Annotated in this window: 19 protein-coding genes; 9 read left to right on the top strand and 10 right to left on the bottom strand. The window is 63.3% G+C overall.

The window, feature by feature from the left end; genetic code table 11:
* Positions 1 to 59: 59 nt before the first annotated feature.
* A complete protein-coding gene (locus tag ACFQ6H_RS23030) occupies positions 60 to 515 on the bottom strand; it encodes a nitroreductase family deazaflavin-dependent oxidoreductase (RefSeq protein ID WP_378648816.1) in 456 nt (151 codons plus the stop codon).
* A gap of 377 nt (positions 516 to 892) precedes the next feature.
* On the opposite strand from ACFQ6H_RS23030, the gene ACFQ6H_RS23025 reads away from it, so the two are divergent.
* The 5 genes from ACFQ6H_RS23025 (at position 893) to ACFQ6H_RS23005 (ending at position 5717) form a co-directional block, all read left to right on the top strand.
* A complete protein-coding gene (locus tag ACFQ6H_RS23025) occupies positions 893 to 1459 on the top strand; it encodes a TetR/AcrR family transcriptional regulator (protein ID WP_378450034.1) in 567 nt (188 codons plus the stop codon).
* A 97-nt stretch (positions 1460 to 1556) separates the two neighbouring features.
* The gene (locus tag ACFQ6H_RS23020) at positions 1557 to 3128 is read left to right on the top strand and encodes an MFS transporter (protein ID WP_378648852.1); all 1572 of its coding nucleotides are present in this window, start codon (positions 1557 to 1559) and stop codon (positions 3126 to 3128) included.
* A 96-nt stretch (positions 3129 to 3224) separates the two neighbouring features.
* A complete protein-coding gene (locus ACFQ6H_RS23015; protein WP_378648814.1) occupies positions 3225 to 4838 on the top strand; it encodes a serine hydrolase in 1614 nt (537 codons plus the stop codon).
* 18 nt (positions 4839 to 4856) lie between these two features.
* On the top strand, positions 4857 to 5282 hold the full coding sequence (locus ACFQ6H_RS23010) for a limonene-1,2-epoxide hydrolase family protein (protein ID WP_378549664.1): 426 nt from the start codon (positions 4857 to 4859) through the stop codon (positions 5280 to 5282).
* A 30-nt stretch (positions 5283 to 5312) separates the two neighbouring features.
* Positions 5313 to 5717, top strand: a complete 405-nt coding sequence (locus ACFQ6H_RS23005; RefSeq protein ID WP_378549661.1) for a carboxymuconolactone decarboxylase family protein — start codon at positions 5313 to 5315, stop codon at positions 5715 to 5717.
* A 56-nt stretch (positions 5718 to 5773) separates the two neighbouring features.
* Here ACFQ6H_RS23005 and ACFQ6H_RS23000 read toward each other — a convergent pair whose 3' ends face one another.
* The 5 genes from ACFQ6H_RS23000 to ACFQ6H_RS22980 form a co-directional block, all read right to left on the bottom strand.
* On the bottom strand, positions 5774 to 7141 hold the full coding sequence (locus ACFQ6H_RS23000; protein ID WP_003945274.1) for a PhoH family protein: 1368 nt from the start codon (positions 7139 to 7141) through the stop codon (positions 5774 to 5776).
* A 275-nt stretch (positions 7142 to 7416) separates the two neighbouring features.
* Positions 7417 to 8133, bottom strand: coding sequence for a LuxR C-terminal-related transcriptional regulator (locus ACFQ6H_RS22995; protein WP_378648812.1), 717 nt, complete (start codon positions 8131 to 8133; stop codon positions 7417 to 7419).
* Positions 8134 to 8159: 26 nt separating this feature from the next.
* A complete protein-coding gene (locus ACFQ6H_RS22990) occupies positions 8160 to 9593 on the bottom strand; it encodes an amidase (protein ID WP_378648810.1) in 1434 nt (477 codons plus the stop codon).
* Positions 9594 to 9753: 160 nt separating this feature from the next.
* On the bottom strand, positions 9754 to 11061 hold the full coding sequence (gene glyA / locus ACFQ6H_RS22985; RefSeq protein WP_003945195.1) for a serine hydroxymethyltransferase: 1308 nt from the start codon (positions 11059 to 11061) through the stop codon (positions 9754 to 9756).
* A gap of 76 nt (positions 11062 to 11137) precedes the next feature.
* Positions 11138 to 12334, bottom strand: a complete 1197-nt coding sequence (locus ACFQ6H_RS22980; protein ID WP_378648797.1) for a DUF885 domain-containing protein — start codon at positions 12332 to 12334, stop codon at positions 11138 to 11140.
* Between the two features lie 172 nt (positions 12335 to 12506).
* Between ACFQ6H_RS22980 and coaA the strand changes: the two genes are divergently transcribed.
* Positions 12507 to 13439, top strand: coding sequence for a type I pantothenate kinase (gene coaA / locus ACFQ6H_RS22975; protein ID WP_378539526.1), 933 nt, complete (start codon positions 12507 to 12509; stop codon positions 13437 to 13439).
* A 6-nt stretch (positions 13440 to 13445) separates the two neighbouring features.
* On the opposite strand, the gene ACFQ6H_RS22970 is transcribed toward coaA, so the two are convergent.
* Positions 13446 to 14213: an isoprenyl transferase gene (locus ACFQ6H_RS22970; RefSeq protein WP_214885238.1), complete on the bottom strand. Its 768-nt coding sequence runs from the start codon at positions 14211 to 14213 to the stop codon at positions 13446 to 13448.
* 172 nt (positions 14214 to 14385) lie between these two features.
* On the opposite strand from ACFQ6H_RS22970, the gene ACFQ6H_RS22965 reads away from it, so the two are divergent.
* Complete coding sequence (locus ACFQ6H_RS22965; protein ID WP_378648796.1) at positions 14386 to 15054, top strand: hemolysin III family protein; 669 nt, start codon at positions 14386 to 14388, stop codon at positions 15052 to 15054.
* On the opposite strand, the gene ACFQ6H_RS22960 is transcribed toward ACFQ6H_RS22965, so the two are convergent.
* Genes ACFQ6H_RS22960 through mca form a run of 3 tightly spaced genes read right to left on the bottom strand, consistent with a single transcriptional unit; the run spans position 15021 to position 18257 of the window.
* Entirely contained in the window at positions 15021 to 17048 is a 2028-nt protein-coding gene (locus tag ACFQ6H_RS22960) for a thioredoxin domain-containing protein (protein WP_378648794.1), read from the bottom strand. The genes ACFQ6H_RS22965 and ACFQ6H_RS22960 overlap by 34 nt on opposite strands.
* A gap of 19 nt (positions 17049 to 17067) precedes the next feature.
* On the bottom strand, positions 17068 to 17382 hold the full coding sequence (locus ACFQ6H_RS22955) for a hypothetical protein (protein ID WP_007726381.1): 315 nt from the start codon (positions 17380 to 17382) through the stop codon (positions 17068 to 17070).
* A complete protein-coding gene (gene mca, locus ACFQ6H_RS22950; protein ID WP_378450041.1) occupies positions 17379 to 18257 on the bottom strand; it encodes a mycothiol conjugate amidase Mca in 879 nt (292 codons plus the stop codon). Before mca ends, ACFQ6H_RS22955 begins: the two co-directional genes overlap by 4 nt.
* Before the next feature lie 255 nt (positions 18258 to 18512).
* Between mca and ACFQ6H_RS22945 the strand changes: the two genes are divergently transcribed.
* Together ACFQ6H_RS22945 and greA are read left to right on the top strand one after the other, a co-directional pair.
* The gene (locus ACFQ6H_RS22945) at positions 18513 to 18938 is read left to right on the top strand and encodes a DUF4307 domain-containing protein (RefSeq protein WP_230814194.1); all 426 of its coding nucleotides are present in this window, start codon (positions 18513 to 18515) and stop codon (positions 18936 to 18938) included.
* 226 nt (positions 18939 to 19164) lie between these two features.
* Positions 19165 to 19659 (top strand): transcription elongation factor GreA, encoded by a 495-nt coding sequence (gene greA, locus ACFQ6H_RS22940; protein WP_007726385.1) that lies wholly within the window; start codon positions 19165 to 19167, stop codon positions 19657 to 19659.
* Positions 19660 to 19783: the final 124 nt, after the last annotated feature.

Genomic DNA, 19783 nt, shown 5'->3' with positions numbered 1-19783 from the left:
TCGTCAACGACGACAACGCACCGGGTCATTCCGTACCGACCATTTCAACTCCCGTTGATTCAATCTGTTGACGGGTCGGGCAAGAGCCTGATCCGAACGCTCACCGGATCGGTCTGCAACCCGCGGAACGCAGACGCAGTCAGTGCTGATCTGAGCTTCCCCGACGCGAAAGTCTTCACCCGCGCCGGCACGTCGTCGTCCGGCATGATCTGAGCCTGACCATCCACCCACTCGCCGCGACGACGGATCCGAACCTCCGGCGTCGCAGAGATGTTGGCTCCCCAACCCGAGTCGATGCCGTGCTGCGCGATGACCCACGCCTCGTCGCCGTCGTAGGTGATCGCGACCGGTACTCGGCGGGTCAGACCGGTTCGGCGTCCGACCGTTTCGATCTCGGTCATCAACGACGGCATCAGACCGATCCGGTTCAATCCGGTGACCAGCGGATTGGCGAAGTACTTCCCGACTGCGACTTCGATTCTTCTTTTTCGTGCAACGGACGTCGGAACCGGCATGTCGTTTTCCTCTCCTCCGGAGCTGGTACTCCATGCAGCAGCTCTATACCGCACGATATAACCACTGTTCGCAGAGTTTTGCCAGCAAGTATCTCCATCAGTGCGCGCTACCTGCATACAACACTTGACTGTGTCTGCCGGTTACATCTAGTCTCAGATTCGTTCCTATACCGATCGACATACTGGGAGGCAGAGATGAACGCACCTCGAGACGCCTCGTCGCCATGACCGGCCCGCAGACGCGTTGTCCGATCACCGCAGCGCGTCGCAAGTGGGGCGTATCGAAGGAATCAGTGACACCGCAACAATCAGCGACACCGCAAGAATCAGTGACACCGCAACAATCGAGCAGCACCGCGATTGCATACGATGACGGGATGGCCGACTCCGATTCCCGCACTCTGATGCTGGTCGGCGCCATCAACGCCTTCCGCGAACACGGGATCGCCACAACCTCGCTCACCGAGATCGTCGAACGATCCGGCGCACCCCGCGGGTCGGTGTACCACTACTTCCCCGAGGGCAAAGGGCAGTTGGCCGGTGAAGCCGTCGCGTACTTCGGCCGGGGCATCAGCGCAGCAATCAGTTCGATGATCGCCCAGTCTTCCCCACCGGAGATCATCGACGCGGTTGTCACCATCTTCCGAAACAGCTTGGTAGAGAGCGATTTCACCTCTTCCTGTCCTGTCGCAGCCGCGGCGGTGGAGGGCGCGTCGACGCCGGCGGCGCTAACTGCTGCGGGCGAATCCTTCACCTCGTGGGAATCGCTTCTCACATCGTTCTTCTGGCAGCAGGGACAGCCGTCCGAGACTGCAGCACAGTGGGCAACCGTCGTCATCGCGTCGATCGAAGGCGCAACCCTGATGGCAAAAGCTCAGCACACCACGGCGCCTCTCGATCGCATCGGCGCTCACCTCAAGGCCCTGGTCTCAGCCCCGAGCTGACCTACCCTCATTCTTCCAACCGCTGCTGCCGTTCGCGCAGGAGCAGAGATGGCGTACAAACATGTCTCACACACTTGCACCGGCGCCCTCGGCGCCCATGATGACAAAATCCCGTCGCTTCACTGCGCTGATCTTCATCTGCCTCGCCGAACTCCTTGTCGTGCTGGACAACACGGTGGTCAACGTGGCGCTGCCGACGATGAGCGTCGACCTGTTCGCCAGCGTCAGCGATCTGCAGTGGATCGTCGACGCGTACACGTTGACCTTCGCCGGGTTCCTTCTGACCTTCGGCCACCTGGGTGACCGCTTCGGACGCCGCCGAGTGATGATCATCGGCCTGATCGGCGTCGGTGCAATGTCGCTCGTCGGGGCTTTGGCTTCCAACCTCGAACAGGTGATCATGGCGCGAGCCGCCATGGGTGTCTTTGCCGCCGCTGTCTTTCCGGCTACCTTGGCCATGATCACGAACATCTTCACCGACGCCAGAGAACGAGCCATCGCCATCGCAGCCTGGACCGCAATGGCCGGCTTTGCGATTGCCATCGGTCCGACGGCAGGCGGTTGGCTGCTCGAGCACTTCTCCTGGCACTCGGTGTTCTGGATGAACGTTCCGGCCGCTTTGTTGGTCATCGTGGGCGTGCTGCTGGTTGTTCCGGAGTCGAAGGCGTTCCACGTCGGCCGATTCGACTTCGTCGGAACAATTCTCTCGCTCCTCGGCATCGTAGTTCTGGTGTGGACCATCATCGACGCACCGCACCGCGGGTGGGTGTCGATGTTCAGCATCACGGGATACCTTTCTGCGACAGTGCTGTTGGCCGCATTCGTCTTCTGGGAACTACGCACCGACGCGCCGATCCTGAACATGAATCTCTTCCGGATCCGACGTTTCTCGTTCCCCGCCTTGGCCATTGCGGTCAGCTACTTCAGCATGTTCGGATTCCTGTTCTTGATCACGCAGTACTTCCAGGGCGTTCGGGAGTACTCACCGCTCGAATTCGGCATCCACTCTTTGCCTTTCGCTGCCGCCGTCGCTGTGGGCGCCCCGGTCGCCACCTTGGCGGCACAGAAACTCGGCACAACAGCAGTGATGGTGTTCGGCCTCCTCGTCCTCAGCGGCGGCATGTTCCTGGCGGGCCAGACGACGGTCGAGACCCCCTATCTCGGACCCGTCGTGATCTCGATGGTGCTCATGGGTCTCGGCCTCGCGATTGTCCAGGGCCCGGCGACCGACTCCATCATGTCCTCGGTCCCCCTCGACGAAGCGGGCGCAGGATCGGCAGTCAACGACACGACGCGTGAACTCGGCGGGACACTGGGCGTCGCCGTCATCGGCTCGATCGTCGCGTCGTACTACACATCCAAGGTGGCCCCGATCGTCGACGCCATCCCCGACGCCGTGATGTCCGCCCAGGAAAAGGGCTTCGCTCGCGAGTCGGTGCTCAGCGTCATCGAGATCCGCTCCCGCGACATCAGCCCGCTCTTCGAGCAACAGAAGGAAAGTCTGATCCTCACGATGAAGACCGCGTGCCTGGAAGGCTTCGCCATCGCGTCGTACTTCACGGTGGGAGCAGCACTGATCACCGCACTGCTGGTCGCGTTGTTGCTCCCCTGGAAACCGGTTACCGAAGGTTCGATTCTCGCCAGCCTGACAACCAAGGCGCCGAAGTAGCCACGCGGTTTTCCGATTTGTCCCACTATCAGCCCAACAATTCCCGATACTGAATCAACCGAGTGGTACCGACGACACCCCGCTAGGGAGATTCTCGTGTCCATCACCAGCAGAAACAGCTCTCGACTGTCAGCGGCTGCGGTTCCTGTCGTACTCACAGTCGCCCTGCTCGCCGGGTGCTCGTCCGATTCCGACACGACCTCGGCGCCCGGGCCGGTCGTCAGCGACGCCAGCCCGGGCCTCGATGCCGGGGTCCCGATCCCGGACGGGCAGATCGACGACGCCGTCGGGAAGCTCGACGGCCTCGCGAACGATCTCATGGCAAGTTCTGGTGTTCCCGGCATGGCGGTGGCCGTGGTGCACGGCGGCAAGACTGTGTATGCAAAGGGATTCGGGGTTCGTGAGTTGGGGAAGAGCGCCACCGTCGATGCCGACACAGTGTTCCAACTGGCGTCGGTGTCGAAATCGGTGGGGGCCACGGTGGTCGCCCACGAAGTCGGAATCGGGACCGTCGACTGGGACACTCCGGTGATCTCGAAACTGCCGGGGTTTGCGCTTGCCGATCCGTGGGTGACCGACCACCTCACGATCTCCGATCTCTACACACATCGGTCTGGACTACCGGACCACGCCGGTGACGGACTCGAGGACCTGGGCTACGACCGGGCCCAGGTGCTCGAGAAGCTCCGCCAACTGCCGCTCAATCCGTTCCGAATCACCTACGAGTACACGAACTTCGGCGTCACTGCCGGCGCGGAGGCCGTTGCTGCTGCGGCAGGCACCGATTGGGAAACGCTGTCACAGAACACGATCTACGGTCCGCTCGGGATGACGTCGACGTCTTCGCGGTTCTCCGATTACCAGGCCCGAGAAAATCGAACAGTCGGCCACATCCTCGAGGACGGGAAGTACTCGGTAGGACCGGTCCGGGACGCTGACGCTCAATCCCCCGCCGGCGGTGTCAGCTCGTCGGTGAACGACATGGCCAAGTGGTTGGACATGGTGCTGGCCGGCGGTCGGTATCAGGGGCAGCAGGTCGTTGAGACGGATGCGCTCGTGCCTGCGGTCAACCCGGAGATCGTCTCGCGGCACGCGCAGGAAATCGGTGAGCGCTCCGGCTTCTACGGCTACGGGTTCAACGTTTCCGACAGCGCCGCCGGCCGTGTCACAGCCAGCCACTCCGGAGCCTTCCTGGTCGGGGCCGGGACGAATTTCGTGACGATTCCTTCCGCTGACGTCGGCATCGTCGTTCTCACCAACGGCACTCCCACCGGTGTCGCGGAGACCCTGACCGCCGAGTTCGCCGATCTGGTGCAGTTCGGAAAGATCACTCGTGAGTGGCGCCCGCTGTACGAAGCGTCGTTTGCCTCACAAGCCGATCCCGAGGGCGAACTCGCCGGGAAGACGCTGCCGACCTCCCCTGTTCCTGCTCCACCGACAGACCAAGTAACCGGCGACTACGGCAACGCCTACTGGGGCCCCGCGCTCGTGACGCAGCAGAACGGTGCGCTGACCTTGACCATGGGACCCGCGTCCGTGACGTACCCGCTGACGCACTGGGACGGAAACACCTTCACGTTCCCCCTCAGCGGCGAAAACGCACCGGCCGGGACTGTCTCGAAGGCCACCTTCGACGGAAACTCGCTAACCTTGGAGTACTTCGATCACGATCATCTCGGTACCTTCATCCGGGCAACACCGGCCGAATAAATCAGCCAAGGACACCCCATGAGTAGTTCGACAGCCACGGTGAACGCAATGTTCGCAGCCCTCACCGATTTCGACGTGGACACCGCAGCCGAATTGATGACAGACGACATCGTGTGGCAAAACGTCTCGCTCCCCACACTGCGAGGCAAGAAGACCGTCGTGCGAGCGCTCCGTCTGGTCACCAAGCCTTCACTGAAATTCGAGGCGGAGATGCACCACATCGTCGGCGACGAGTCCACGGTGCTCACCGAACGCACCGACATCCTGACTGTCGGTCCGCTGCGCATCGAATTCTGGGTGTGCGGAACCTTCGAACTGCGCGACGGCAAGATCTCCGTCTGGCGAGACTATTTCAGTCTGCGAGACGTCGCGTGGGGTGTGGTGACCGCGGTCGGCCGCGCAGTAGTCGGGAACGGGTCACGAAGTAGGCTTGCTCCGGCCTGAAAAAACCTGCCGAAAGCGAGCGAACCTTCGATGCCCGAGAACACCACGCCTGACTCCTTCGATGCCGGCTTGGCTGTGCGAACCGAAGTCATGGGCGCCGATTTTGTCGACGCTGCCTTCGAGCGCACCCGCGGCACCGACAGCGAAGAACTGCAGAACTTCGTGACGGCCAACGTCTGGGGTTCGGTGTGGACGCGCCCGGGACTGGATCGCCGCAGTCGCAGTCTGATCAATCTCGGGATGCTGATCGCACTGCGCGCCGAGAACGAACTCAAAGGCCACGTACGCGGGGCACTGCGAAACGGCTTGACGCGCACCGAGATCGTCGAAACCGTGATCCACGCGAGCGCGTACTGCGGCGCTCCGGCCGGACTGGCGGCGATGCGTGTGGTGCAGGAAGTTCTCGACAACGAACTGGGACCGCTGCAGGACTGAACTACTCAAACCTGGACTCCCCGTGCAGACCGAAGTCCGCACGGGGAGATCGCCTCTCAGGAAGTGGGACCGAACTCCTCGAGCATGTCGGTCACCAACTCGGCGATCGGCGAACGCTCACTGCGAGTGAGTGTGATGTGCGCGAAAAGCGGGTGCCCCTTGAGCTTTTCGATGACGGCCGCAACTCCGTCGTGCCTGCCTACTCGCAGGTTGTCTCGCTGCGCGACGTCGTGCGTGAGAACCACTCGCGACCCGGTTCCCAGACGAGAAAGCACTGTCAGCAGAACATTTCGTTCGAGGGACTGCGCTTCGTCGACAATCACGAACGAATCGTGTAGCGACCGACCGCGAATGTGCGTCAGCGGCAGCACTTCCAGCATTCCGCGGGCGAGAACCTCCTCGAGGACCTCGGGCGAGGCCAACCCGTCGAGAGTGTCGAAGACGGCCTGAGCCCACGGGCCCATCTTCTCGCTCTCACTACCGGGAAGGTAGCCGAGTTCTTGTCCGCCAACGGCATACAGCGGACGGAAGACGACAACCTTCCGCTGAGTGCGGCGCTCGAGAACGGCTTCCAAACCTGCCGTCAGAGCCAAGGCCGACTTACCGGTGCCTGCCTTACCACCGAGAGAGATGATGCCGATACTCTCGTCCATGAGGAGATCGAGCGCAATGCGCTGCTCGGCGGAGCGGCCGTGTAACCCGAACGCCTCGCGCTCACCGCGCACCAACTGGATGCGCTTGTCCGGAGTCACCCGTCCGAGCGCGCTCGACGAACCACCCAACAGGCGAAGACCCGTGTGGCACGGCAGATCTCGCGCTTCGTCGAGGTCCAGGAATCCCTCGTTGAACAGCTCGTCGATGTCCGTCGAGGCGACGTCCAGTTCGGTCATGCCCGTCCATCCGGAGGGCACGACGTCGTGAGCGTGGTACTCGTCGGCGGGTAGCCCCACCGCGCCTGCCTTCACACGAAGCGGAATGTCCTTGCTGACGAGGACTACGTCCTTGCCCTCCGCCGCAAGGTTCAGCGCACACGCCAGAATCCTCGAATCGTTACTGTCCGTGCGGAATCCGACGGGCAGGACCGCAGGGTCGGTGTGATTGAGTTCAACCTGCAGTGTCCCGTTCTCGGTGCCGATCGGCACCGGACGGTCCAGTCGGCTGTATTCGATCCGAAGATCGTCGAGCATGCGGAGCGATTCTCGGGCGAACCATCCCAGTTCGTGGTGGTGTCGTTTGCCTTCGAGTTCGCTGATCACGACCAGTGGGAGCACCACGTGGTGTTCGGCGAATCGAGTGACAGCCCATGGATCGGACAGTAGTACCGAGGTATCCAAGACGTACGTGCGAAGTGCATCTCCCGAATGATTCCCGGCTGATAGATCAGCCCGGGCCGAGTGGGCAGAGACGGAGCGTGATGCAGTCACGTTGGGCTCCTAGGTCTACGCGGCACCCGCGCAAACTCAGCTCGCTGGGCCGGACGGCTCTGGTGTCAGGTGACGCAGTGTCAGCTGAAACAAGGGCCGGGCGCCGGCCCTCTCGTACTGAGTGTTTCAGTCACGATCAGAACCTCCCGCACAAGTAACTTCTGGTTACTCGTTACTGCCGACGGTACTGCGGATCGGACACTCGCGCCACGGAACGAGCCGCACATCTGGTGAACGCCAGGTAACAAAATGCCACACGTGTGATTCGGAGTCACTCAGGACTCGATCAGACCCCACTTGGCGGCGCGCACCGCTGCCTGAACCCGCGAATTGGTTCCGGTCTTGACGAAGATGTTCTCGAGATGGGTGGCGACAGTGCGTCGGCTGACGAACAGCTCTTCGGCGATCTCGACATTGCCCGCGCCCTTGGCCACCAATTGCAGAACCTGAATCTCCCGCGGGCTCAGGTGGACGCGATCGAGCGCCACCTGGTCCCCTACGACCCGGGAGCAGGCTGTACTCGACGCCGCCACCACCTCTCGCACACGATCGACGACGCCCGAATCCGCGAAGCTCATGTGCAGCATTCCGGTCACCTCACGGCCGGTAAACCCCAACGCGACCGATGCTCCCTCGGCATACCCGGACGGCCGCAGAACATCGGTGACCAACTCGACCTGCTCGAAGCGTGGCACGTCCTGCCAGAACACCGGAACGCCCGAAGCCTCGCGAATTATGCCGAACAGGTCTCGATCGGCGACGAAGTCGTCGAGAAGGAACTCGAGCACCCGTGTGTTGTATCCGGAACTCGCCAGGGCCCGATGCCGTCCGGTGGACGGATCTCGGTACGTGACCGCTGCTGCCGCGTACTCGAGCCCGCGTGCTCGGAGTTCTTCGGCGCACAGGCCGAGAATGCCGTAGGCCCCGGCCGCCGGCGATCGCGGCGCGAACATGTCTGGTCGCGCGCCGCGATCGGGAAGTACAGACGTCATCACACCAATCTAGTCAATTGTGTGAGCTAGGCCACCACCAGCGAATCGGCAGGCTTCTTGTCGGCCCACGGACGCACCGCCTCGAAGTTCGCAGCCGTCCGCAGGACCAATGCGTCCTGACGGTGGCGTGCGGCGATCTGCAGCCCCACAGGTCGGCCGTCGGCGGTGAATCCGGCAGGCACGGTGATCGCCGGGTTGTTGAGCATGTTGTACGGGTAGGTGAAGAGCCAATCGAGCAACTGCTCACGCAGCGACGCTCCCTCGAGCCACGACGGTGCGAACTGGCTGAGCGGGAACGTGGCCGACGCCAAGGTCGGCGAAACCAGTACGTCGTAGTCGTTCATGAACGTGGTCCACGTGTCCCACATGACGCCGCGGAAGGCGTCGGCCCGCCCGACGTCGACACCGGTGAGCCGCTCAGCCTCGTGCATGATCTCGATAAGATTGTCGTCGACCTCGCCTCGTAGGTTCTCCCAGTCGAGCAAGTCGTACTCCGAAGCGAAACCCGGAACCCAGATACCGTTCCACATCGACTCCGACGGATTTCCCCACTGCGGGGTCGCCTCGGTGATCCGGGCACCCAATTCCTCGAATGCCGACAACGCGTCGAGACACACCGCCAGCACCTCCGGATCAACATGGCCGAGACCGAGATTCGTCGACCACGCAACACGAAGTCCCTTCACGTCACCCTTCGCCGCTTCGACGTACGAGGTCTCGGCACGCTCGATCGAGAGCGGATCCGCATTGTGCGGCCCGGCCATGATGTCGAGCATGAGCGCGTTGTCGGCAACCGTCCTGGTGATCGGACCGTGGTACGCCCAGTTGTAGAACCGACCGGCCAGGATGGTCTGCGGGATGACACCGGTGGTCGGCTTGAGCCCGACAACCCCGCAGAGAGCCGAGGGGATTCGCACCGATCCGGCGCCGTCACTGCCCTCGGCGAGTGGCCCGAGGCCGGCAGCCACAGCAGCCGACGCACCGCCACTGGACCCGCCCGCGCTGTTGCCGAGCTTCCACGGGTTGTGCGTCGGCCCGTACAGGTGGTTGTCCGTGCCACCGTAGTAGCCGCTTTCGGGAGTGTTCGTCTTTCCCAGGAACAGTCCGCCCGCGCCGCGCAGCCTGTCCACCACGACGGCATTTCCCGTCGCGATGTTGTCGGCCATCGGCTTCATCCCGAACGTGGTCGGCAGCCCGTCCACGGCCGTCAGATCCTTGATCGTGAACGGAACACCGTGCAGCGGGCCGAGCTTCTCGCCCGATTCCTGCTGCCGGGAGAGTTCGGCCGCGTCGCGCGTGACCTGCTCGCGATCGAACTGCACTATCGCGTTGATCGACGGATTGACGGCGTCGACGCGCTGGATCATCGCTTCGGCAATCTCGTTGGGCGAGAGACTGTTCGACGCGACCTCCGCCGCCATCTCGGTAGCGGAGAGCCAATGCAGATTCTGTTCGGTCATGGGATTTCCTTCGCCGGAGGGGTGATGCTCTCAGGCTAGGAAGCGCCGAACTCCGCCACCATCGGTCATGTGACCGATGCCACAAGTCCATGAACCGCAAATCCATGAACACCGACGGCCCGGCCCCTCGAAAGGGACCGGGCCGTCGGTGAAGAAATTCCTAGACGTTCTTGCTGAGCAGGCCCCAGTTCTCGAGACCGTCGTACAGCGGAAGGTCGAGGGCGAGCTTTGCGACGCGCGCTCGCAGCGCCGGCAGATCCGCGTTGCCGGCCAGAGCGGTACCGATGATGTCGGCGACCTCGGTGAACTCGGCATCGCCGAATCCGCGGGTGGCCAACGCTGCGGTACCGATACGCAGACCGGAGGTGGTCATCGGCGGGCGGGGATCGAACGGAACAGCGTTGCGGTTGACCGTGATGCCGATTTCGTGCAGAAGATCCTCACCCTGCTGGCCGTCGAGCTGCGAGTTACGCAGGTCCACGAGAACGAGGTGGACGTCGGTGCCACCGGTCAGGACGCTGATGCCCTGATCTGCGACGTCCTTGTTCCCCAGACGCTCGGCGAGAATGCGCGCACCGGAAAGCGTGCGTGCCTGACGATCCTTGAACTCTTCTCCCGCAGCGATCTTGAAGGTGACGGCCTTGGCCGCGATGGCATGCATGAGCGGTCCGCCCTGCTGACCGGGGAAGACAGCGGAGTTGAGCTTCTTGGCCCACTCCTTCTTCGCCAGGATCAGACCGGAACGCGGTCCACCGAGGGTCTTGTGGACGGTCGAGGAGACGACGTCCGCGTACGGGACGGGCGACGGGTGCAGGCCTGCTGCAACCAATCCGGCGAAGTGAGCCATGTCGACCCACAGGTACGCCCCGACCTCGTCCGCGATCGCACGGAAGGCCGCGAAGTCCTGCTGACGCGGGTACGCGGACCAGCCGGCGACAATGACCTTCGGCTTCTCGGCGAGGGCGATCGAGCGCACCTCGTCCATGTCGATGCGGTGGTCTTCCTTGCTGACGCCGTAGGACGCGACGTCGTACAACTTGCCGGAGAAGTTGAGCTTCATGCCGTGCGTGAGGTGGCCACCGTGTGCAAGGTCGAGGCCGAGCAGCTTCTCACCCGGGTTCATCAGTGCCATCAGGACAGCAGCATTGGCCTGTGCGCCCGAGTGCGGCTGAACGTTCGCGAACTCCGCGCCGAAGAGTTCCTTCGCACGGTTGCGCGCCAGATCCTCGATGACGTCGACGTGCTCGCAACCGCCGTAGTAACGACGTCCCGGGTAGCCCTCGGCGTACTTGTTGGTCAGGACGCTGCCCTGAGCCTGCAGAACCGAGCGGGGAACGAAGTTCTCCGACGCGATCATCTCGAGCGTGTCGCGCTGACGAGCCAATTCACCAGCCATCGCCTCGGCGACTTCGGGGTCGAGTTCGGCGAGTGATGCAGAGTTGACGTCGGAGCCGGGCACAGCGGTCATCGAAGAATCTCCAAGCTGGATGCGGAAACGAATGCGTCCAGTCTACGAAGTTCGCTCCCGCCGTCTCCACCCGGCACTAGGCAGCACGCAGAGAGCTGGGAACCAGCGGCTCGTCGAGCAGCCTGCGGAAGCGTTCGGTGCGCTCTGCGCCTACCGGCACCTCGTCCAGCCAGCCCCCGAGCAACCGGTATCCCTCGACATACGTGCTGGTGTAGGCCCGCCACAGCGGTGAAGACAGGAACTTGAGCGACTGCCGCGCGCGTTCCGGCGTCGACAGCGACCACCGTTCGAGGAAGAGCGCCACGTCGTCGAGGCTGCGGCCCTCGTCGTGCAACATCAGTGCAGCATCCTGACGAACGCTCAGCAATTGCCCCGACGCGGTGGAGAGCCGTTGCGCCTTCTCCCCGTCGAAAGACAATCCGAGATCGGCGTAGATCTCCTGCGCCCACAAACCCCAGTCCGGGCCGACTATCGCTTCGAGCGCCAGATCCGCGAGTCCTTCGGCCATGATGCACTGCGGCGTGTTGACCAGGAACAGCGTCTGCTCGAGTTGGCCGGTCCCGACCAGGCCGGCTTCCTTGCGGCAATGCTCGGTGTGATGGCCGGGGTAGGACTCGTGCGCGATCAGCCGCGGCAAGTTGGCCATGAACTGCGGCAGGTCCGAGTTGATCGCAACCTTGGAGCGGTAGTCACCGAGGTAGTAGTTGAAGCCGGACCACGGCTTGTCCCCCACCACTTCGTATTCGACGGTTTCCGACGCGGGAAGCCCGAACGTGCCGCGGACCAGATCGCGCAGCGCACTCGACATTGCCTCGACGCACTCGTTCAGTCTTGCTGGGGGGATCTCGTCGGCCTTGCGATGCGCCTGCACCCGCTGCGCCAACGGTCCCGGACCGGGGAGAACGTCACCCATCAACCGGTGAGCGTCGCTGTAGGCGTCCTCGTTTCCCTTGGCGATTCGTACGTCGAAGTACGCCTCCACCTCGTCCACGAAGCCGATGTCCTCACCCGCGAACTTGCGCCCGGAGCATTCGAGGGCGCGCAAGTGAACGTCGATGAAGTGAGCGCGCTCGGCGTTCAGACCACTTCCGGCCAGTTCGCCCCGCAATTGACGTGCCGTGCGGGCAAGTTCGCGCGGATCGGGCTTCGGGGCGCTCTCGACCTGCTTCCGCAACGCCGGGTCACCGGTGAACGCATCGACGAATCCGTCTTCGAGACGGTCGAAACCCAGTCCGAGCAGCAGATATTGGCGAACAAGTGTGTCTGGATCCATAACGACCGAGCCTAGCCGCTCGCTCCGGAATGCCACCCGGCGAAAGTCCCGGACGTGGCACCGAGCACAATCCGACTATGCACTCGGATCGTGCGCACTCGCGCCTGGCTTGCTCGCATAGCTGTTTCGTCCGCCGGGCTCCGGGTTCACTACGCGCCGGTGAGCTGGGCTGATGGCGCGTACCAACGAGTCGAGTCCCTACGTCGAGTTCGACCGCAAGCAGTGGCGGACACTGCGTAAGTCGACGCCGCTGGTGTTGACCGAGGACGAGTTGTACGGCCTGCGCGGTCTCGGCGAGCAGATCGATCTCGAAGAGGTCGCCGAGGTCTATCTCCCCCTCGCACGTCTGATCCACCTGCAGGTGGCGGCGCGCCAACGACTGTTCGCGGCCACCGCCACGTTCCTCGGTGAGAAGCATCCCGATCGCCAGGTGCCCTTCGTCATCGGTGTCGCCGGTTCGGTTGCGGTCGGAAAATCCACGACAGCTCGTGTGCTGCAAGCTCTCCTGGCCCGCTGGGATCACCACCCACGCGTCGACCTCGTCACCACGGACGGATTCCTGTATCCGACCAAGGAACTCCAGCGTCGAGGCATCATGCACCGCAAGGGTTTTCCCGAAAGCTACGATCGCCGCAAGCTGTTGCGCTTCGTCACGGAAGTCAAGTCCGGCGCGGAAGAAGTAGCGGCGCCGGTGTATTCGCACACGTCGTACGACATCATCCCGGGCCAGTACCATCTGATCCGCCAGCCGGACATCCTCATCATCGAGGGCCTCAACGTCCTGCAGACCGGCCCACGTCTGATGGTCTCCGATCTGTTCGACTTCTCGATCTACGTCGACGCCCGCATCGAGGACATCGAAGCCTGGTACATCGAGCGGTTCCTCGCACTACGCAAGACGTCGTTCGCCGATCCGAACGCTCACTTTCACCACTACTCCGGCCTCTCCGACCGTGACGCGACCATCGCGGCGAAGGAGATCTGGAACTCGATCAATCACCCGAACCTGGTGGAGAACATTCTCCCCACCCGCCCTCGCGCAACCCTGGTGCTGCGCAAGGACGCCGATCACACGATCAACCGGCTACGACTGCGCAAGCTCTGAGACGACTCAGGCGCCGAACCGGCGGTGGCGCGCCGCGTAGTCACGCAGGGCCCGCAGAAAGTCGACTCGGCGGAACTCGGGCCAGTACGCCTCGGTGAACCAGATCTCCGAATAGGCGCTCTGCCACAACAGGAATCCGGAGAGCCGCTGCTCGCCGGAGGTGCGGATCACCAGATCCGGATCGGGCTGCCCCGACGTGTAGAGGTGACCGTCGATGCCGTCGACCGTGACGGCCTGGATCAGTTCGTCTCCGCTCAGACCTTCACCGATCTTGTCGCGTAGGAGCGATTGGACGGCGTCGGCGATCTCCTGCCGCCCGCCGTATCCGATCGCGACGTTGACATGCGTTCCGGTTCGGCCACTTGTTCCGGCTGCAGCTTCCCGCAATCGCCTGGACTGCTCGGGGGGCAGAAGATCGAGGGCACCGACGATCTGCACGCTCCAGTTCTTGCCGGGCCCGGAGATCTCTTCGACGACGTCGGTGATGATCTCGAGGAGTGTGTCCAACTCTTCCGGTTCGCGGCGCAGGTTCTCGGTCGAGAGCAGATAGATAGTTGCCATCTCGATTCCGGCGGCGTCGCACCATTCCAACAATTCGGCGATCTTGAGTGCGCCCATGCGGTGCCCGTGACTGACATCGGTGAAGCCGTTCTCGCGAGCCCATCGCCGGTTTCCGTCACACATCACGGCTACGTGCCGGGGGTGCGCGAGACCGTCGAGATGACTGAGGAGCCGTCGCTCGTAGATGCTGTACAGCAGTCCGCGCAGATTCACCGTGACATCACCATGGTGTCAAAGACTACGCCCGGCAGTGACAGCCACATGCGAGCGCCGTCACGCTTTTTGTACACGTCGAAAACCCGCAGGTAGGTTATGCTACTGGTGCGTAACCTACGGTACCGTAGGTTACCTTGTTCGCAACAGCACGGAACGAGAGGGGTTGCACATGACGGCATTCGGGCTCGACGAGCTTCCGGTCAAACCACGCATGCGCGGTTGGATCCACCTGTGGGCGCTCGGTGTCTCCGTCGTGGCGGGCATCGTTCTCGTGTCCGTGGCCGGCGCTCAGGTAGGCGCCAAGGCGGCCTGGGCGACCGCGATCTACAGCATCACGATCTGCGGCCTCTTCGGCATCAGCGCGACGTATCACCGCATTCAGTGGCAGACCGTCAAGGGCCGTACGTGGATGAAGCGTGCGGACCATTCGATGATCTTTCTCTTCATAGCCGGCAGCTACACACCGTTCGCCATGCTCGGACTCCCCACCCACACCGGCAAGATCATTCTTGCGATCGTGTGGACGGGCGCGCTCGCCGGCGTCGCGCTCAAGATGCTCTGGCCCACCGCCCCGAAATGGGTGGGAGTTCCCCTCTACCTGCTCCTCGGCTGGGCGATCGTCCCAGTGGTCGGCGAACTGACACACCAGGTCGGCGTCGCCCCGATGGTCCTGCTGCTAGTCGGCGGAATCTTCTACAGCGTCGGCGCAATTCTGTACGCGACGAAATGGCCCAACCCGTGGCCCACGACGTTCGGTCACCACGAGTTCTTCCATGCCGCGACGGTCGTCGCGGCGATCTGCCACTACATCGCGGTATGGCTCGTCGTGTTCAACTGACTCGCCAACTCCACCACCGTCGTCACCGGCCGATCGCACACGAATCCCCGGCAGATGTACGCGGCTTCACCACCGTCGACAAGGGGTCGATCGGCAAGCAGCGGTGAAGAATCCGGCGATCCGCCCACCACCACTGCACCACCCGGGGCAAGCCGGCGGGCAGCGGCCAACAGGGATCCTTCACCGACGACGGCCACCTGTATCGGACCACGCAACGACGCTTCCGCCACCGCGAGCCAGTGTCCCGCCGAGCGCGGCGCACGCTCGAGCGCCAGCGTGGCCCTCGCCATCGCGTCCGCCGCGGCCTGGGCGTAACGAGAGGAGCGCTCGGCGTCGGTCAACGCCGCTGCGGTCAACAGTGCCTCGGCGACGCTCGACGCACCGGAAGGCGTCGCGCCGTCCAACGGGTCTCGGGGCCGGGTGACGAGAGACTCCGCGAAATCGGCTGTGTCGAACCAGCTTCCCGGCTCGGCCGGATCGGCGAAATGATCGAGAGTGACGTCGAGCAACTGCTGCGCCGCATCAAGCCATCGCGCAGTTCCCGTTGCCTGGTAGAGAGCCAGGAGGCCCGTCGCAAACGCTGCGTAATCCTCGAGCACTGCCGTCGGGGTGCCGACGGTCCCGCCGAGGGAAGCACGGCGCAGATGACCGTCTACCAGGTGAAGGTCGAGAAGAGCGCCGGCGCACTCGGCTGCCGCGTCGATCCAGTCGGGCCGGTCCAGGGCAAGGCCCGCTTCCGTCAAAGCCGTGACGGTCAGCCCGTTCCAGGCAGTCACCACTTTGTCGTCGCGGCCAGGCTGTGGACGCTGAGCCCGGACGGCACGGAGAGCGTCGGAGACCTTCTGCCAGCGCGACCAGTCGTCGGGGTCATGGAGCAACTGCAATACCGACGCACCCTCTTCGAAGGTTCCGGTATCGGTGACCCGGAACAACTCCGACGCCCACTGCCCGTCGTCCTCGCCGAGAATCTCGACCAGTTGCGCCGGCGTCCATACGTACGTGAGGCCTTCGACGCCGTCGGTGTCGGCATCGAGAGCCGAAGCGAAGCAACCGTTCTCGGTCACCAGATCGGCAAGCAGGAACCCTGCGGTCTCCGCGGTGACGCGAGTGGCCAGGTCCGATCCGGTTCGCCGCGCCCAATGCGCGTAGAACCGCAGGAGCAGCGCATTGTCGTAGAGCATCTTCTCGAAGTGCGGAACCACCCACTCGGCATCGACCGAGTACCGCGAGAAACCGCCACCCAACTGGTCGTAGATGCCGCCACGTGCCATTGCTTCGGCGGTGCGCTCGATGCCTCCGAGAATCTCGTTCGAACCTGTGCGCTCGAACTGTCGGAGCATTCCCTCCAGAAGTGCCGACGGCGGAAACTTCGGTGCCCCGCCGAATCCCCCGCGCGGAATGTCCTCGTCGCCGAGGATCGACAGACCCGCCGCATCCAGCAGCTCCGCATCGACGGGCGCGCCGCCGTACGGGATTCCGCCGGACGCGCGCTGAAGTTCCGTGACGATCGACTGTGCCGCGTTGTCGACCTCGTCGCGCCGATTCGTGAAGGTGTCGGCTATCGCTTCGAGAAGCTGTGTAAACGAGGGCATTCCGCCGCGAGGCGTCGGCGGGTAATACGTACCGCAGTAGAACGGTGAACCGTCGGGAGTCAGGAAACAGGTCATCGGCCAGCCGCCCTGGCCGGTCATCGCAACCGTCGCATTCATGTAGACGGCGTCGATGTCCGGACGTTCTTCGCGGTCCACCTTCACACAGACGAAGTTCGCGTTCATGATCGCCGCGATCTCGTCGTTCTCGAACGACTCGTGCGCCATGACGTGGCACCAGTGGCACGCCGAGTACCCGATCGAGAGGAGGATCGGCACGTTGCGCTCGCGCGCCCACTCCATCGCCTCTTCGCCCCACTGTTGCCAGTGGACCGGATTGTCGGCGTGCTGACGCAGGTAAGGACTCGAGGACCCACCCAGGTTGTTCCGCATCCGTGGGTCCATCGTCGCTACCTCGTCCGTCTCAGGATTCTTGCTTCGGCTTCTTCTCGGTAGAGACGTTCGGTTCCGCCGGGCTCGGAGCTGTGATCGCTCCCCGATCGGTGCCTTCGTCCGCCTGCTGATCGAGTTCGGGATGATCCGGTTCGAAGGTTTCCGGCAGCTTCTTGAGCTGGCGATTCATCGACCGAACCAACAGGATCACACCGATGAGCAGCGCCAGAATGACCAGCAATCCGACCGGAGACGACTTTCCGAACTCCGGACCCGATGGATTACTCGGGGTCTGAGCAAGAAATTGTGTGGTGCCGAGAACTACCTCGGCGGACAGAGCATTCACTTCTGAGCGTCCTCTTCGAGACCTGCGAACAGGTCGGTTTCCGGAATGGACGTGGTGACCCGCGTCTTGGCGAGCTCGAATTCCTCGGTGGGCCAGATCTTCTGCTGAATGTCGAGCGGCACAGCGAAGAACGAACCGTTGGGATCGATCTGCGTCGCGTGCGCACGCAGAGCGTCGTCACGCTGAGGAAAGTAATCGCCGCACGTGACCTGAGTGGTCACCCGAACCATCATGTCGCCACGCTCGGTCTTCCACTTCTTGAGCCAGTCCGCCATCGGGAACGGCTCACCCCGGCGCTCGTACTCCTCCTGGAAGAGTTCGAGGCGCTTACGGATGAATCCGTGCGAGTAGTAGAGCTTCTTGATCTCCCACGGCTGACCGTCCTCGGGGAAGTACTCGGGATCGGCGGCGGCTTCGTACGCAGCCATCGACACCTCGTGGCACCGGATGTGGTCCGGATGTGGGTATCCGCCGTTCTCGTCGTACGTCGTGACGACGTGGGGACGGAATTCGCGAATCACCTTGACCAGAGCGCGCGTGGACTCTTCGAGCGGAACGAGGGCGAAGCATCCTTCGGGCAACGGCGGAAGAGGGTCACCCTCGGGGAGTCCGGAATCGACGAAACCGAGCCAGCGCTGCTTCACGCCCAGGATGCGAGCGGCCTCGGCCATCTCCTCCTGGCGGACTTCGCTGATTCGATCGCGGACGCCGGGAACGTCCATGGCCGGGTTGAGAATGTCGCCACGCTCACCCCCGGTGAGCGTCAGGACCATCACTTCGTGGCCTTCGGCTGCATAACGGGCGGTGGTGGCCGCACCCTTGCTCGACTCGTCGTCGGGATGGGCATGGACGGCCATGAGCCGGAATCCGCTCACGTGTTCGTTCACCTCAACTTCACCTATTGCCGTCGCCGGCAGTCTTCGACCAACACGCTTTGTACCGCTCGAATTGCTCCGAGCCTTTGCCGTCAAACGTACCGACTGCCGTCAAACCTACCGACGGCGCGACGGGACACGTCCTCTATAGTTCCACCCGAGAGTTCCTGGCGCAGCCGTGACCCCTTCAGTAGTTCGGTGGGGCGCAGTCAGTTGCTGCACGACACGTGAACTCGAGTCTTCGAGAGCAGAGTGATGAGCAAACCGCTTCCCCAAGATCGGTACCCGAGCACTACTCGCACGGGCAGTCCCCGCAAGTGGATGGTGTGGGCTCTGACCGCTCTCGTCATCGTCGTCGGCGGCGGAATCGCGTACTACGCGTACGGAAAATTCGCAGTCAAGGAAATCGAGACCGAGACCATCTCGTTCGACATCGCCAACGACGCCACGGTGAAGATCCGCTTCACCGTCACCCGTGACGATTCGTCACGTGAAGCGATGTGCATCGTGCGCGCCCGCTCGAAGGACGGCTCCGAAACCGGTCGACGCGAGGTCTACGTCCCGCCTTCGGAACATCAGACCCTCGAGTTCAACACCGAGGTCAAGACGTCCCAGCCGCCAGGCATGGCCGATGTCTACGGCTGCAGCTTCGACGTTCCGGAGTACCTGACCAAGAGCTGACCTCGGACGCACCCACCCTGCCGGACGTTTGGCGCCGGACAGGGCGGGTAGTCATGCGTGATAGAATTGCCCGATACACGGTTCCGGGTGGAACCGTGTATTGCTGCATTGACGCAAGGTTTGACGGCAAGGCTGCACCCCTGGTGGTGCTTCTGCGTCGTTGTTCGCTGCTGTTGCAGCGATCGTCGAGGGAGCCCCCGGCTCCAACTACTAGGGAGTGATCGAGATGACCGAGACCCAGGTGACCTGGCTTACCCAGGAATCACATGACAGGCTCAAGAACGAACTCGACCAGCTCATCGCCAATCGCCCTGTCATCGCCGCCGAGATCAACGAGCGTCGCGAAGAGGGCGACCTGAAAGAGAACGGCGGCTACCACGCTGCCCGCGAAGAGCAGGGTCAGCAGGAAGCCCGCATTCGCCAGCTCCAGGAGCTGCTGAACAGCGCCAAGGTCGGCGAAGCCCCCACGCAGTCCGGTGTTGCACTGCCCGGATCCGTAGTCAAGGTCTACTACGACGGCGACGAGAGTGACACCGAGACGTTCCTCATCGCTACTCGCGAAGAAGGCGCACGTGACGCCAAGCTCGAGGTTTACTCCCCGAACTCACCGCTGGGCGGCGCATTGCTCGAAGCCAAGGTCGGCGACACGCGTGAGTACAACCTGCCCAACGGCAGCACCATGAAGGTCACGCTGCTGAGCGCGGAGCCTTACCACAGCTGATCGCCTTCACCAGCCCTGAAGAAGTACCAGCTCTGAAAAGAAGCGGCCCCCCCCGCCGGGGGGTGGGGGGGGGTGGTGGGGGGGCGGGGGAGGTGCGGCGCCGGAAACCCACCCGGCGGGGGTG

Source organism: Rhodococcus sp. NPDC056506, from assembly GCF_042794945.1.
In the GTDB taxonomy this organism is placed as follows: domain Bacteria; phylum Actinomycetota; class Actinomycetes; order Mycobacteriales; family Mycobacteriaceae; genus Rhodococcus_F.
Note: the sequence above shows the minus strand (reverse complement) of the source record. Positions and strands in the feature narration are given on the sequence as shown.

What these genes read in the sequence shown, in the direction of transcription:
- ACFQ6H_RS22965 (WP_378648796.1), top strand. Translation starts at nt 14,386, where the DNA reads ATGACGGCATTCGGGCTCGACGAGCTTCCGGTCAAACCACGCATGCGC.
- ACFQ6H_RS22990 (WP_378648810.1), bottom strand. Translation starts at nt 9,593, where the DNA reads ATGACCGAACAGAATCTGCATTGGCTCTCCGCTACCGAGATGGCGGCG.
- ACFQ6H_RS23025 (WP_378450034.1), top strand. Translation starts at nt 893, where the DNA reads ATGGCCGACTCCGATTCCCGCACTCTGATGCTGGTCGGCGCCATCAAC.
- glyA (WP_003945195.1), bottom strand. Translation starts at nt 11,061, where the DNA reads ATGACCGCTGTGCCCGGCTCCGACGTCAACTCTGCATCACTCGCCGAA.
- ACFQ6H_RS22995 (WP_378648812.1), bottom strand. Translation starts at nt 8,133, where the DNA reads ATGACGTCTGTACTTCCCGATCGCGGCGCGCGACCAGACATGTTCGCG.
- ACFQ6H_RS22960 (WP_378648794.1), bottom strand. Translation starts at nt 17,048, where the DNA reads ATGGACCCACGGATGCGGAACAACCTGGGTGGGTCCTCGAGTCCTTAC.
- ACFQ6H_RS23005 (WP_378549661.1), top strand. Translation starts at nt 5,313, where the DNA reads ATGCCCGAGAACACCACGCCTGACTCCTTCGATGCCGGCTTGGCTGTG.
- ACFQ6H_RS22980 (WP_378648797.1), bottom strand. Translation starts at nt 12,334, where the DNA reads ATGGATCCAGACACACTTGTTCGCCAATATCTGCTGCTCGGACTGGGT.
- ACFQ6H_RS22945 (WP_230814194.1), top strand. Translation starts at nt 18,513, where the DNA reads ATGAGCAAACCGCTTCCCCAAGATCGGTACCCGAGCACTACTCGCACG.
- greA (WP_007726385.1), top strand. Translation starts at nt 19,165, where the DNA reads ATGACCGAGACCCAGGTGACCTGGCTTACCCAGGAATCACATGACAGG.
- ACFQ6H_RS23030 (WP_378648816.1), bottom strand. Translation starts at nt 515, where the DNA reads ATGCCGGTTCCGACGTCCGTTGCACGAAAAAGAAGAATCGAAGTCGCA.
- ACFQ6H_RS23020 (WP_378648852.1), top strand. Translation starts at nt 1,557, where the DNA reads ATGATGACAAAATCCCGTCGCTTCACTGCGCTGATCTTCATCTGCCTC.
- coaA (WP_378539526.1), top strand. Translation starts at nt 12,507, where the DNA reads ATGGCGCGTACCAACGAGTCGAGTCCCTACGTCGAGTTCGACCGCAAG.
- ACFQ6H_RS23010 (WP_378549664.1), top strand. Translation starts at nt 4,857, where the DNA reads ATGAGTAGTTCGACAGCCACGGTGAACGCAATGTTCGCAGCCCTCACC.